Origin of the sequence: uncultured Methanobrevibacter sp., from assembly GCF_902771435.1 — an archaeon.
In the GTDB taxonomy this organism is placed as follows: Archaea; Methanobacteriota; Methanobacteria; order Methanobacteriales; family Methanobacteriaceae; genus Methanocatella.
Genome location: NZ_CACXXB010000038.1, coordinates 1 through 13,409, shown reverse-complemented (window position 1 = coordinate 13,409; position 13,409 = coordinate 1). Strand labels below are relative to the sequence as shown.

General features: G+C 36.3%; 15 protein-coding genes and 2 pseudogenes. All 17 read right to left on the bottom strand.

What is annotated here, in order from left to right:
• Positions 1–341: 4Fe-4S binding protein (locus tag QZU83_RS08955; RefSeq protein WP_295611551.1), on the bottom strand; the 341-nt coding region annotated here is incomplete at its 3' end.
• A 20-nt stretch (positions 342–361) separates the two neighbouring features.
• Positions 362–1,740 (bottom strand): annotated as a pseudogene (locus QZU83_RS08950) (Ni/Fe hydrogenase subunit alpha).
• Position 1,741: 1 nt separating this feature from the next.
• Entirely contained in the window at positions 1,742–2,668 is a 927-nt protein-coding gene (locus tag QZU83_RS08945) for a F420-nonreducing hydrogenase (RefSeq protein ID WP_295611549.1), read from the bottom strand.
• A gap of 15 nt (positions 2,669–2,683) precedes the next feature.
• A complete protein-coding gene (locus QZU83_RS08940) occupies positions 2,684–3,109 on the bottom strand; it encodes a hydrogenase iron-sulfur subunit (RefSeq protein ID WP_295611547.1) in 426 nt (141 codons plus the stop codon).
• A gap of 315 nt (positions 3,110–3,424) precedes the next feature.
• A complete protein-coding gene (locus QZU83_RS08935) occupies positions 3,425–4,675 on the bottom strand; it encodes a SufD family Fe-S cluster assembly protein (protein ID WP_295611544.1) in 1,251 nt (416 codons plus the stop codon).
• Complete coding sequence (locus QZU83_RS08930) at positions 4,644–5,399, bottom strand: ABC transporter ATP-binding protein (RefSeq protein ID WP_295611541.1); 756 nt, start codon at positions 5,397–5,399, stop codon at positions 4,644–4,646. Before QZU83_RS08930 ends, QZU83_RS08935 begins: the two co-directional genes overlap by 32 nt.
• A 137-nt stretch (positions 5,400–5,536) precedes the next feature.
• On the bottom strand, positions 5,537–5,806 hold the full coding sequence (locus QZU83_RS08925; RefSeq protein ID WP_292739171.1) for a PRC-barrel domain-containing protein: 270 nt from the start codon (positions 5,804–5,806) through the stop codon (positions 5,537–5,539).
• Positions 5,807–5,861: 55 nt separating this feature from the next.
• Positions 5,862–6,470, bottom strand: a complete 609-nt coding sequence (locus QZU83_RS08920) for an NTP transferase domain-containing protein (RefSeq protein WP_295611539.1) — start codon at positions 6,468–6,470, stop codon at positions 5,862–5,864.
• A gap of 17 nt (positions 6,471–6,487) precedes the next feature.
• On the bottom strand, positions 6,488–7,957 hold the full coding sequence (locus QZU83_RS08915; RefSeq protein ID WP_295611537.1) for a methanogenesis marker 14 protein: 1,470 nt from the start codon (positions 7,955–7,957) through the stop codon (positions 6,488–6,490).
• A 157-nt stretch (positions 7,958–8,114) separates the two neighbouring features.
• Complete coding sequence (gene mtrH / locus QZU83_RS08910) at positions 8,115–9,047, bottom strand: tetrahydromethanopterin S-methyltransferase subunit H (protein WP_295611534.1); 933 nt, start codon at positions 9,045–9,047, stop codon at positions 8,115–8,117.
• A 15-nt stretch (positions 9,048–9,062) separates the two neighbouring features.
• The gene (gene mtrG / locus QZU83_RS08905) at positions 9,063–9,299 is read right to left on the bottom strand and encodes a tetrahydromethanopterin S-methyltransferase subunit MtrG (RefSeq protein WP_295611532.1); all 237 of its coding nucleotides are present in this window, start codon (positions 9,297–9,299) and stop codon (positions 9,063–9,065) included.
• Positions 9,300–9,309: 10 nt separating this feature from the next.
• A complete protein-coding gene (locus tag QZU83_RS08900) occupies positions 9,310–9,516 on the bottom strand; it encodes a tetrahydromethanopterin S-methyltransferase subunit F (protein WP_294003801.1) in 207 nt (68 codons plus the stop codon).
• 12 nt (positions 9,517–9,528) lie between these two features.
• Complete coding sequence (gene mtrA, locus QZU83_RS08895) at positions 9,529–10,245, bottom strand: tetrahydromethanopterin S-methyltransferase subunit A (protein ID WP_295611529.1); 717 nt, start codon at positions 10,243–10,245, stop codon at positions 9,529–9,531.
• On the bottom strand, positions 10,246–10,575 hold the full coding sequence (mtrB, locus tag QZU83_RS08890) for a tetrahydromethanopterin S-methyltransferase subunit MtrB (RefSeq protein ID WP_295611526.1): 330 nt from the start codon (positions 10,573–10,575) through the stop codon (positions 10,246–10,248).
• A gap of 16 nt (positions 10,576–10,591) precedes the next feature.
• Positions 10,592–11,407: a tetrahydromethanopterin S-methyltransferase subunit MtrC gene (gene mtrC, locus QZU83_RS08885; RefSeq protein WP_295611525.1), complete on the bottom strand. Its 816-nt coding sequence runs from the start codon at positions 11,405–11,407 to the stop codon at positions 10,592–10,594.
• Positions 11,408–12,100, bottom strand: coding sequence for a tetrahydromethanopterin S-methyltransferase subunit D (mtrD, locus tag QZU83_RS08880; protein WP_295611522.1), 693 nt, complete (start codon positions 12,098–12,100; stop codon positions 11,408–11,410).
• Between the two features lie 13 nt (positions 12,101–12,113).
• Positions 12,114–13,050 (bottom strand): annotated as a pseudogene (mtrE, locus tag QZU83_RS08875) (tetrahydromethanopterin S-methyltransferase subunit E).
• Positions 13,051–13,409: the final 359 nt, after the last annotated feature.

Below are 13,409 nucleotides of genomic sequence, written 5' to 3'. Positions count from 1 at the left end.
CAAATGTCAACACATTTTTGACACATTACACAGAATCCTTCAACTTCTTTTAATTTTTCACCAGTAACTTTAATTGTTTCTTGTGGGCAAACTTCTTCACATTTACCACAGGAGTCACATAATACTGAGTTGAATACTAATCTTTTTTGAGTTACTCCTTCAGTAACTTCATATTCTTCAACTTTTAATGCGCCTTGTGGACAAGCGTCAGCACATTTAGGCTCTTCGCCACAAGTATCACAGTGAATAATAGAGCTAGGTGTTACCTCAATAGCTGATGTAGGGCAAGTACCTTCACAAGCACCACATTTTATACAGCCATCTTCATTAAATACTATCATTTATAAAAACCCCCTTAAATTTAGAATTTTTTAATGAGGTTTCCTTCACTGTCTACAATATCTACTTCAGCTAATCTCATTTGGCTATCCATTGAGTGGGTAGCACAAGATAAACATGGATCGTAAGCTCTGATAACCATTTCCATTAAGTTGAAAATACTGTCATCTACTTCTACACCAGGTTTGATGTAATCTTTAGCAACTTGGTGAATACCCATTTCCATAGCTGGGTTGTTTTGGATTGTAGCTACAACAATGTTAGCGTAATTACATAATCCATTATCATCAGATTCGTAATGGTGGATTAAAGTACCACGAGGAGCTTCTACAATACCTACACCTTTACCTTCGGTTCTTTCTAATTCATCAGGGAATTTTTTACCGGATAAATCTTCTTCTAATGCTGCAGCAGCACATTCAGCGGATGCTAATAATTCAATGAGTCTAGCATAGTTGAATAATAATGGTGCTTGAGCATATCCGAAAGCGTCACGGAAAGCTTTAAGAGCTTCTTGAGCAAGAGGTGCTTCTTTAGGCATTTGATCACAGACATTAATCCTGGATAATGGTGCAACTCTGTAAATACCTTCTGGGTATCCCATTTCTTTAATGTAAGGGAATTTTAACCAGGAGTAAGGTTTTACGTGTTCAGCAACATAATCGGTATATTCTTCGTTTCTTTATATACATCCCAAGTTCCATCAGGTTTTACAGTACCACAGTGTCTGGTGTCACCGAAGTTACCTAATGAAGCAATTAAGTCAATGTTTTCTTCAAATACAGGAATAGCTAAGTCTAAAGTAGCTTGTGCTAATTCTACATTTTGTTTTGCTCTTTCAAGTAAGTCTTTTTGAGTATCAGCGTCTAATTCGGTTGAGATACCACCAGGAGTGGATGAGGTAGGGTGAATAGGACGACCACCGATTTTTCTAACCATTTCTAAACCGTTTCTTCTGATGTTGATTGCTTGAAGTGCAATTTCAGGCATATCTTTAATAACTTGGAATACGTTTCTGGTTTTTCTTGTTCCGTTAGGAATGATTAAATCTGGTGCAGCTAAGAAGTAGAAGTGAAGAGCGTGGGAGTGCATGTATGAACCCCAGTTCATGATTTCTCTCATTCTGTATGCAGCAGGTAAGATTTCGTAATCATCAAAACCAAAAATTTGGTCAACTGCTTTAGCAGCTGCTAAGTGGTGTTGTACATCACAAATACCACAAATACGAGGTACTAATCTTGGTAATTCTTCTACAGGACGGCCTGTTAAGAATTTTTCAAAACCTCTGAATTCCATAACGTGTAATCTTGTTTCTTCAACATTTCCAGCATCATCAAGATGTACTGTGATTTTAGCGTGTCCTTCAATACGAGTGACAGGCTCCATAGTAAGTTTAACCATTTTATTCTCCTCCTTTCTGCATTTTCATTGGTACTAAAGCAGCAGGCAATGTGTAAGTGTAGAAAGTACCTACAATATCATCTAATTGTTCGGCAACAGTTTCAGGGTCAACTGTTTTATCTTCTTGAACACCGTAGTCAGATGCAATAGCACTGATCATTTTTGCTCCTTGGTCTAATACTTTAGCGGTAGGACCGTAACATCCTCTACATTGGATACCAATGGAAGGACATTCTGCACCACATAATGATACAGTAGCAGGACCCATACATACTAATCCTTGACTAATTAAACATAAATCAGGTTCTGGAGCACCTAATTCGAATTGTCTTTTAATGAAGTCCATAGCTAAACCTGCAGGTGGTTTTTCTCTAGGACATACTTCACAAAGGTTGGTTGAAGGTAATTCGATTGTTTCTCCTCTTAATAATGTTAAAACAGCTTCTGCTACAACATCAGAACGAGGTGGGCAACCTGGAATCAATAAGTCAATATCCATACTTTCACTGATAGGTCTTACTCTACTTTCGAGGTGAGGTACATCTTCGTGAGGAATAATTCCTTCAGGGTTGACAGTAGATACTGAGTTAATGTATCCTTCTTCTTCTAATTCTTCAACAGTCCATAAGTTTCCAAGACCTGGAATACCACCGTAACATGCGCAAGTACCGTAAGAAATAACCATGTTAGATTTTTCGTTTAACATTTCTGCTAATTCTCTGTTTTCGTCATTTCTTATTCCACCTTCGACAATGATAATGTCTAAATCTGGTACTTCATCATATTTAGTATCCATGAGTACAGGGGAAAATTCGAAATCAGCGAATTCCATAACATCAATTAAGGATTCGTGGAAATCTGCAATGGATAAGTGGCAACCGGAACAACCACTAAACCACATAGTTCCTATTTTTACTTTATCTGCCATATTAATTCCTCCAATCTATTTTTCAGCATCTAATTGTTCTTTTAATGGAGCTGGACCTAATTCTTTGATTCTGTTAACCATCATTTTAACAGATTCTGAGAATTTTTCACCTTCGGATGCAGAAATCCAGTCGTGGTGAACTCTTTCTCTTCCAATTCCAATATCTTCAACTAATTTATAAATTAATCTCATTCTACGATCTAATTTGTAGTTACCAGCGTCATAGTGGCAGTCACCCATGTGACATCCAGCTACAAATACACCGTCAGCACCTTCTTTAAATGCTTTTAAAACAAATTGTGGATCAATTCTTCCTGAACACATTACACGAATAACTCTAATATTCGGTGGGTATTGCATTCTTGCAGTACCAGCTGTGTCTGCTCCCCCATAGGAACACCAGTTGCAACAAAACATTACAATTTTTACATCATCAGCCATAGAGTTTCTCCTCCTCTATAATATTTTTTTGCGAATTTAAAAAACTTAAGCCTTTTAAATTCAATTTTAAAGTTTTTTAAAAAATTTTAAAATCCTTTTTTTAAGGCATACTATTAGGCAAGCCTTAAAATCACAATTTCTGTACGTAATGAGCTAGCTCAGCATTACATTATGTACTGATTAATATATTTCATTAATAATTAATATAAAGGTTACTTAGAAACTAAATCCAAAAAGTTTATATACTATAAAACAAATTATTTTTAAAATAAATTTAAAAAGAGATAACAAGAAAAAAAGAAAAAATAGATGGAATTACATTCCATCAAGACTCATATCAATCATATTTTGAGTTTGCTGTGCTAATTCATCAGGAAGTCCAGTGATGTCCATGTTTAAAAATCCTCTTACAATCATAGACTCTGCATCTTCCTCTTCAATACCTCTAGAGGTCAAATAATTGATTTCATCTTCAGAAATTTTACCCACAGCAGCTTCGTGAGACATCTCTAAATTCGCAGAACTTGCTTCAAGTTCAGGCACTGCGTAAATGAAACTGTCATCAGACAATACCAAACCGTGACATTCCAAATGACCTTTTACATCAGGCACGGTACCTGCTAAATGACCTCTGGCATAAATTTTAGACTCATCTTGAGCAACAGCTCTTGAAATTACTTCACCGCGAGCTCCCTCAGCATTTAATAAAACTCTTGAACCTACATCAATAATGGAATCTTTTTTACCACCTTGAATACTTTGGAAAATAGCTCTTGAGTTTTTACCATCACAATAAGCTGTAGGGAATGATTGAATGGTACTTACAGGACTGGTTAAGATGTAATTGTTAATATAAGTTGAATCATCCATTAACTTAACACCAGTTCTAGGACGCACTTCAACCTCTTCAGCCCAATTATGAACCATTGTAAATGTAATTTTGGAACCAGGTTTCAGATACATTTCAGAAACACCAACGTGCATAGCAGATGAAATGTCGTCACCGGTTGCACAGCCAGTAATGAGATGCAATTCAGAGTTTTCCTCAGCAATGATCACATTATGAGCAGTCTGCATAATGTCAGTGTCACTGATAAACATACAGGCCTGTACCGGCATTACCTCTTTAGTTCCAGGAAGAGATCTTACGAAATAACCGCTTTTTATACCATCTTCTTTTTCACGTAAAGCGGTTTTAGCAGTGTACTTGTCAGCATCCGGTTTAACAACATTCCAAAGATAATCTTCAACCCAACTGTATTTGTCCAATGCGACACCAATGTTCATTACTTCAATTGAATCTGACATGGAATTATTGGTAAATATGTTACTTTGGTCGACTTGTAAAAATGAACCGGATCTGTTTTTCTCTTCAGTGTCCACACCTACTTTTAAAAGGTCCTTTTTGGTTTGGTTACTCAAATCGTCCAAATCATCAATCATATCCAACGCATTAACAGTTTCATCTGTGAAATTTTCAATTGTAATATCAGCACCTAAAGCTGCCTTTTTATTTATTGCCCTTTCAGCATCATCATAAACATTGCGCACATTCAACACATCCATTAAAACCGTTTTTTCTAATATCTTCTAAAATTTCAGTAGGGATTCCGGAACAAGAAATTACTCCATCAATTAAAACATGTGCCTTATCTGCACTGACAAAGTTTAAAATGTAACCTAAGTGAGTAATTAAAAGTCCACTTCTTTTTCTGGAACCTTGCGGTTTGTCTTTATCCAATAAAGTACCGATTTCAGAAGCCAATAATTCAACATTTTCAATATCTACACCGGAATCAGGTTCGTCAAACATAGTGAAATCAGGCATTTGAGCCAACAGCTGTAAAATTTCTGAACGTTTAACTTCTCCGCCTGAAAATCCTAAATTTACATCCCTATCCAAGAACTCATCACCAAATTTAAGCTGTTGTGCTAAATTCTGCATTCTAGGATTCAAATCTTCATTTACATCTTGATGTGATATAATTTTCAATAAATCTCCTACTGAAACCCCTCTAATAGATGGAGGTGTTTGAAAACTTACGCCAATACCTAGTTTAACTCTTTCTGCAGTTGATAAATTTGTGATGTCCTGACCTTTAAACTTAATAGTGCCTTCAACAACATTATAATTTGGAAAACCCAATATTGTTAAAAATAAAGTACTTTTACCAGCACCATTCGGTCCTAAAAGAACATGAGTTTCACCTTCATCAATAGAAAGATTGATGCCTTTTAAAACTCTTTTTCCGGACACTTCAACCGCCAAATTTTCAATTTCAAGCAACATATAATCACCTTAAAAATAAAATATGAATTTGTTTTATAATAATATAACTATGAATAATTAACTATAAATAGTTAACAATCATTTTATATAAAAAATAAAATTTTAAAAAATAAAAGAAAAAAAGAGAATAACTGAAATTATTCAGTTACAATAATAAATTCGCCGACTTTTTCAACTTTAGCAAAAGGAACTAATAATAAGTCACCATTCCTTTTAGCGCCTTTAACATGAATATTACGATCACTTTCTACCCTAATAGCTATATCAACAATTTTACCAGTTTTTTCATTAATAATCAATTCATCTAATACACCGAGGATACGTGCATTGTTAGTAGCTACTTGGTAGTTTTTGATTTCGCTCCATAATTTTTCTTCTCTTTTAGGAATTTGTTGTTTATTTTCCATTCAATCACCTGATAAAAATTAAATATAATTATATAAATATTTAATTTCATTATATTTAAATATAATATTCCTTGTACAATTTTTCTGCTACTTTACTATCTAAAAGAGTATTAATATTTAATGCCAACTCCCGTTTTGGGATGATTAATTGAGCTTCATCTTGAACAATATTGACACTTCTCAAAACATTCAAGCCTGAAGGCACATTTCCATTGAATTCATATGAATAATTAAGCCCCAAATCTTCAAAGATTTCCACAGGAACCAATGTTGATAAGGCATCCTTTCCACAGTCAAAATAATATTCCAAAACATTATCTATTGTTTCGGCAGATATGAACGGCAAATCAGCATTAATAAAAAGTAAAGTGTCCTTATCAGATTTTTTTTCAAAATAATCTAAAATATATGATAAGTCAGTCAGATAACTGTCTCCGGAAGTATCCAATATTTCAAAATCACCATTTAGAGATTGCAAATATTTTGCTGTTTCGGGAGTGTGATGACTGACAGCAATAACCGTTTTATCGATTAATCTGGATTGATTTATATTGTCAAGTACATATTTGATTAATGGCTTATCGCATAATTTGAAGAGAGGTTTTTCGCAGGGAACTTCAAGTCTAGTTCCCATACCTCCAGCCATTAAAATTGCATAAATCATGAAAAATCACTTGAAATTTAAGCGAATTTTCCACCTGCCATTTTCATACGATCTTTAAGGATGCATCTTCCACCTTGTTTACCTCCAATAGGAACTTTAGGAGTACCCATGGAGTTCATACAACGGGCCATAATAGCGGAACCTAACGCAAGACCATCTTCTACAAATACGACATTTTCAAATTTATCCTGAACAGCCTCTAAAATGAGCTCAGGTTTACGTCCGGTAATACCAGCCCTGCCTGTAATACCTAAAGCAGAACCAGGGACAATAACATTTTCCTTAAATGCAACATCCAAGACTCTTTTAACAATATTTGTACTTACATAATCCAAAGTTGAAAGAAGTGTTGGAAGACCGTCAGCATCATAGAATTGTGCACCCAATTCCATTAATTCAGGAAGTTTATCACCATTGAATCCCACATCACAACCGATTAGTGTGGTACCTGCCTTTTCAGCAGCTTCAGGATTAACAGGAACAGTACCGAATCTTTCAACATCCATTGGAACTTTAGTAATATTGACTAATTTATGAGCTTCCAATGCATTGGCTTCAGCTTTCTTGTGGTCTGCTTTTTTCATTGCTTTTTCTGAGTATAAATCCAAAGCAGCACCGTTTTTCTTATCAATCTTGCCTGAACCTCTGGCGAGGGAGTCACTTACAACCCCTGCAAGACCCAGGAAGTTACCTACAGTATTTGCATAAGGTTCATGATCATTTACAATACGTCCGGCCAATGTGGAACCGAAGTCCAATGAAACACAAGGATTTCTATAATCGACCTCTGTCCATTTAGCACCTAACTTGATTCCGGCAGTAACAAGTTCCCCTTCCATTTCATTTGCAACAGTTTCTTTACCTTCAGGAGGAACTACACTTACTACTGCACCGTCAAACATGATATTTTCCAAAAGAGAATGTTTTTGAAGTCTTTCAGGAAGTTGAGATATGGTCATTGCAGGAGACATCTTACGTGGAGGAATGTCTGCTTCAAGACAACCGTCTGCAAGCGCAATAATAAGTTGACCTGCCTCTTCAGCAGTTGCAAAACCTGCAGTTACACCAGTTGACCTTACAACAAAATCCAAATCTTCATCTTTATCAACATGACATTTCCTAAGAGATTCTAAAACTGTATCCCTAATAAGTTCTGTTACAGCTTCCTTAGAAAGTTCAATACCCCAAACTGTCTTACCGAATACCTCTTCGGTAGGTTTAGGCGGCCTAATATCTCTTGTCATTTTTACTGTTTTATTAAGTAAATAAGACTCACTTGTGTTTAAATTAGTAGCCATTACAATAGATTTGGTGGTAGTGTTACCTAATTCCACAGAAGCAGTTACATAAAAAGTATCTGGCTTTTTAACAGCCCCCGGACTTGCAGGTCCTGCCCTTTGAGCTTTTAAAGTAGCTAAATTTCCTTCTTTGGAATGAGCAATGATAGGTTTAGGACCTTTATTAAAAATTCTACTTAAAAAAGACATTATTTAACCTCTCCAAAATTAAAGTTAAATAATAATCTCTTTTTAAAATAATATAAATTTTATTAAAAGATTCTTGAAAATAATTGTTAAAAAAATAGTTAAAAAAAATAGAAAAAAATGATTAGATGAAAAGAATCATCTAATCGGGACCCTTTATCTATAATAAGTTGTTGATAGGGTGTTCTTCAATAGGTTCGGTACCGATATCTTTTGCTGCTTCAGCAATCATGATATCAGCCATACCACATGCAGGGAATGCAAGTCTGGAGTTTTCGATAGGTCCGAAAAGAACGAAGTCTCCACCAGCCATTTGTTGAACAATGTTTGAACCAATATCACAAACAGGCCATGCTTCTTTGTGTTCTTTTTTGTATGCTCTTAACCAGTCCCATGCGGATGGTACGTTGTGAATACCAGATCCTACTGGGTATCCCCATTTAGCTTTTACAGCGTAAGCGGTTCTTACAGCAGGTCCTGCACCTTGACCTAATGGAGTAACTGCTACGTCCATCCAAGGTTTGGTGATTCCACATTCGTCAGCCATTTCAAGGATACCTTGGTCGATTACAGCTCCACCAGTTTCCCAGATTTCGATTTTTCCTTCTACACCAGGAGTCATTGGGTTGAAACCTAAGAGAATGGATGCGTCGATGTCAGAGTTTTTGAGAGCTTCAATTTCGCCAGGTTCTGCAGCCATACTGATTGAGTTGTAAACAGCTCTTTCAGCTAATCCGACTTCTTGTACGTATTCTACACCTGCGATTTTTGCAGCAGCTGCAGTTGAGTCGATAAGGAAAGGTTTGTCACTGACGTCTCCTACAAATTCTAAGTATTTTACCATAGCTTCTGCGGTAGCACCGAAGTTTTGTATAACACAAGGGTTTCCGGTTACATCGGACATCTCTTCCATAGTTTTAATTAATCCGTCAGCAGCATCTTTATCAAATTCACCTGCTTTTTCATCACTAATAATTTTGTGTCCGCCGTAAAAGATTGTTCCTGCTAAAACGGTTGGGTATTCACCAGGTTGCCCACCCATTTTTACGCCAGCAATATCTACGACGAGTTGTTCTTTATCAAATCTAAACATAAGTATAAACCTCCTCTATAATAAGGTAGATAGCATTGTAGTTACTCCAAATTTAATAGCTACAACTAAAATAATTAATCCAAGTATAATACCGTATAATATACCAACATCTCTACCAGTTTGTTGGCCTAAACGTTGATAATATTCCCCAACAGTGAAATCAACTTTTTCTTCTGCGTCGTCTAATTTAGCGACGATTTCATTGAAATCATCTGAGGAAACCATTACTTGAGGTACTGATTCTTCACTCATAATAACACCTCTATAATCCTGCTGCTTTTGCAATGAAAGGAATAATTACGATTAAAAGTGTTGCTATGCAAGCACCGATAGCAAATCCTTTAAATCTGGTTGCGAGTAAACCAGCGAATAATTTACCTTCTCTTGCAAGGAGTTTTGAACTGTACTCAGCGTCGTCAGCTGCAGTTTTCATTCCGCCTATATTTGGTTTATTTGAAATTTGTACCATAATTAATCCTCCTTAGAACATCAAGAATAAAACTCCGATGATTAAAGTGAAAGCTAATCCGATCATTATACCTTGAACTTTACCAGCATAATTACCAGCCATATTTCTTTGGACAGCACCAACCATATCGATTTTAGTGTTAATATCCCTAATTCTTGCTTCGATGAGACCAGTTTCAGCAGAAACAACTTTCATTGCTTCTCCTTCTTCCTCTTCTCCGCCGTCGTCGTCTACAGAAATAACCATAGCTTCTTCTTCAAAAGCACCTGGATCTTTTTCTACACATTCATTAATTTTTGATTGAATTGCTCCAATATCTTCAGTATCGATTAAATCAACAATTTCTAATTGATTTTGGAATCTTTCAATACCGTCAAGAGGAACATTTTCTACGAAAGGAATAGCACCAGTAGCCCCGATAATTTTCTTTTTATCTGGGTCTGCACCGTTATCATATAATGCTTGAATACTTTGACCGGTAATGTGGCCTTGTACTTCAGCACCAGCTAATATTAAGAAACGGATGTTAGGATTTGAAATAATATTTGCAACTACTTTTTCTATTCCTAAGTTTTCTGTTTTACATGGACCTGCAATAGCTGCACCAGATAATTCAGCTTCAATGTGAGAAGCTAATGTGGTTACTGCAACAGGGCTTTCAGGATCCCCTACAATGTAATCCCCACTGATAACAGGCCAGCCGTCTGCAGGAGCTTTTTTATCAGCCATCTATAAAACCCCCATCGCGTGTAAAATTGGTAATGCAGCAAATATAATGAATGATGCTAATAAGAATCCATATACCATGTTTGTTAATAATCCTGCGGTTACATATGAACCTTCCCTTCCAGGGAAAGAACCTACAGGACTTGTGTATGGGTCTAAAGAAGCCATTAATTCATCAGCAGCCAATTCAACTTTTGCTACTTGTTCGTTTACTTCATCCATAGATAGGAGCACAACTCCTGAACCTAAAGATGATCCGATAACCCCTGTTACAGGGTCTAATGCGAAATTCATTTCAGGTATAACCTGAATCATAGGTAACATTTGAGCCATTATAATTCCTCCTAATCTAATTTTCTACTTTAGGCCATAATCCTGCCCATTTAGTGGATGCTGCGTCAGTCATTGAAGCGACAACAAATGCTCTAAATGAAACAACCCAACCGATTAATCCTACTAAGAATACAACAAACCAGCCTAATCCGCCAGTAGTGACAGACATAAGACCTGTGATTGTCATTGCTAAGAAAGCAGTAGAACATGCACATTTGAGGGTTCTTAATTGATCTTCGTTAGGTCCTAAACATGCATTGAATGGGTGTTGGATAGCCATAGTACACATAATAAATAATACAGCAATGAAACCAGTTGCTACAACATGTTTATAGATAATAGCCATATCGTAACTACCTGCAATTGCAACAGCGAATCCTAAAATGGATAAACATGCTGCACCTGCAATTTCAATAGTACATTGAAGCATAATAGGGATTTTCATACCTACAATTTTGGTTGCAACAATAGCAATGATAGCACCGATAATAACAGCTACAACAAAACCAGCAATAGGTCCTAAAATTGGTAATTTTAATGCAGTAGCTAAACTAATACCTGTTAATGCTGAAATAACACCTACTGAAAGAGACATGTAACCAATAGATGGTACACCAGTACCTAAACCGTAACTAGCTACTCTACGAATTGCGTCTGATCCCCAAACGATAGCTAATACTGCACCGATACCTGCTACAACTGGTCCAACAACATTTCCTAAAAATCCAGATAAATAAATACAGAGTAATCCGCCAACGATACCTACAAGTAATAAGGTAGTTGAACTTACTGCACCTGCAGCTGCACCGTCAGCACTTCCACCAGCAGACATTTAGATACCTCCAGTTAAAATAATACAAAAGATTCCAACAACGATAGATGCGATTGCACATGCAAGAGCTCCAGTACCGATTCTTTTGAATTTTGGATCGTGCATACCTTCAATGGTACCACCAATGTTATATGAAGCAATTACAGAGTTAATAAAGAACACACCTACACCTAAAATAGCAGCTAAACCAATAGCAATAGCAGGTTCAAAAGAAGCTTTAACAGCATCGTAAATACCGTAGTAGACTAATCCACCACCGAAACCACCAAGAAGACCTCCAATGAGACCACTTACAAATGAAGTTAAAGGTACACCGTGACCTTCGGTACCAGGAGTTTTGTAAGCTTCTTGATTACGTTTGGTAATCCAGTCAACAGGTACTTTGGATGCAGCAGGAACAATACCTACACCGAAGATGTAGATTAAGTTTGCAATGAGCATGGTAATACCCATCATGATCATAGCACCGATTGCTCCACCTATACCTACTATATAGAATGGTTCACCTGTCATAGTTGCAGCAGTAATGAGTCCTGTTAAACCAGCACCAGCAGCTAACATAGCAGTACCGGTACCTACACCAGTAGCTGTAGCCATAGCTGCAGGAGCTCCTCCTACAGGAATAAAGTGCACACCTGCACCAATCATAATACCGCCTATTGCGATGAATAAAATTAAACTAATTGGATCCATAATCGAAACCTCCTTATTCTTCCTCATATGGTCCATATTGGTTTCTTGCAAATACTTCTAATCTGTCATCCATGATAATTAATAAGATGATGATTATAATACCAACAATAATACCACCATATACTCCAAATACTACTGATATACTCCAAATACTACTGTATTCCAGAAACTAAAGAATACAACGAGACCGAAACAGAAACCAGTTAATGGTCCACCGAATTTAGCACAGAAGTTTACTACATCCATAGAGTTTTTAGCACCCATTGGAGCTTTAGTAACGATGTCTCCTTGAATAGCTACAGGAGTACCTCCACCAAATTCGAATTTTTGATACTCACTTTCAGCACCATAGTGAACGTCCCCAGTTGAAGAACCGATAGCACCGAGAGCAATACCCCAAAGCATTGCTAAGAGTGGTAATGGGAATACGTGTAACGGGGTACCGTTAATAGGAATGGTCATTAAGTAAGAAATTCCGACAATACAAAAACTAGTTATAAATCCGTGACCAACGATAGGTCCTAAAGATTGAGTTAAAACATCCATAAATAATGGTTGTTCGAATTGGGATTGTCCAACAATCCTTCCCATGTGGGATGTAACAGTATAAATAGCGTGAACAAAAGCAGCGATACAAGCACCCATTGCAATAGCTACGATAGGTAACATACCTAATGACATTACTATGTATGCAATAGCACCAGCAACACCACACCAAACACCATAAGCGACTGGTTCACCAGAAGTCGCCTTGTTTATCATACGGTGTAAATGTCCCATTTGTGGAGCAAGTTGAACTTGTGAGTTAGGGTTACTTTGAGAACCAATATCAGATTCTAAGTCCTCTGCAGCCCCTCCAATAGTAGCAACTGCACCCATTAATGCAACTACACCTAATGTTACAGGGTCCATAATTTTTTTCCTCCATATTATTTTATTAAATTGATCATTTAATAAACGTGAAATAATTGTGATTTTTATTCCATATAAAAATCATTAATGCAAAATAATTATTGCATAGTAATACTTTTTAAAATCTTAAATATAAATGTTTTGATATTTTTCAAGTAAACTTGATTTCTGTGTTTATAATTATTTGTTAAATATATATTTTTAAATGATACCAATATAAATGTTTTGATGTTTTTCAAGTAAACTTGATTTTTATATAAGAGGGATAGGTGAAAAATCACCTATCACCGTGTTTATCTATCTATCTATTTTGCTGGGGTAATAGCAGTTCTTTCACCAGCAGGTTCGAATTCTCTTAATGCACCTTTAGCAAATTCTTCACGGACTTTACCGAAGT

Coding starts and splice junctions, on each gene's coding strand:
- QZU83_RS08900 (WP_294003801.1), bottom strand. CDS start 9,516: ATGGTACAAATTTCAAATAAACCAAATATAGGCGGAATGAAAACTGCA.
- mtrA (WP_295611529.1), bottom strand. CDS start 10,245: ATGGCTGATAAAAAAGCTCCTGCAGACGGCTGGCCTGTTATCAGTGGG.
- QZU83_RS08945 (WP_295611549.1), bottom strand. CDS start 2,668: ATGGCAGATAAAGTAAAAATAGGAACTATGTGGTTTAGTGGTTGTTCC.
- mtrB (WP_295611526.1), bottom strand. CDS start 10,575: ATGGCTCAAATGTTACCTATGATTCAGGTTATACCTGAAATGAATTTC.
- QZU83_RS08925 (WP_292739171.1), bottom strand. CDS start 5,806: ATGGAAAATAAACAACAAATTCCTAAAAGAGAAGAAAAATTATGGAGC.
- mtrH (WP_295611534.1), bottom strand. CDS start 9,047: ATGTTTAGATTTGATAAAGAACAACTCGTCGTAGATATTGCTGGCGTA.
- QZU83_RS08940 (WP_295611547.1), bottom strand. CDS start 3,109: ATGGCTGATGATGTAAAAATTGTAATGTTTTGTTGCAACTGGTGTTCC.
- QZU83_RS08935 (WP_295611544.1), bottom strand. CDS start 4,675: ATGGATGTGTTGAATGTGCGCAATGTTTATGATGATGCTGAAAGGGCA.
- QZU83_RS08920 (WP_295611539.1), bottom strand. CDS start 6,470: ATGATTTATGCAATTTTAATGGCTGGAGGTATGGGAACTAGACTTGAA.
- mtrG (WP_295611532.1), bottom strand. CDS start 9,299: ATGAGTGAAGAATCAGTACCTCAAGTAATGGTTTCCTCAGATGATTTC.
- mtrD (WP_295611522.1), bottom strand. CDS start 12,100: ATGGATCCAATTAGTTTAATTTTATTCATCGCAATAGGCGGTATTATG.
- QZU83_RS08930 (WP_295611541.1), bottom strand. CDS start 5,399: ATGTTGCTTGAAATTGAAAATTTGGCGGTTGAAGTGTCCGGAAAAAGA.
- QZU83_RS08915 (WP_295611537.1), bottom strand. CDS start 7,957: ATGTCTTTTTTAAGTAGAATTTTTAATAAAGGTCCTAAACCTATCATT.
- mtrC (WP_295611525.1), bottom strand. CDS start 11,407: ATGTCTGCTGGTGGAAGTGCTGACGGTGCAGCTGCAGGTGCAGTAAGT.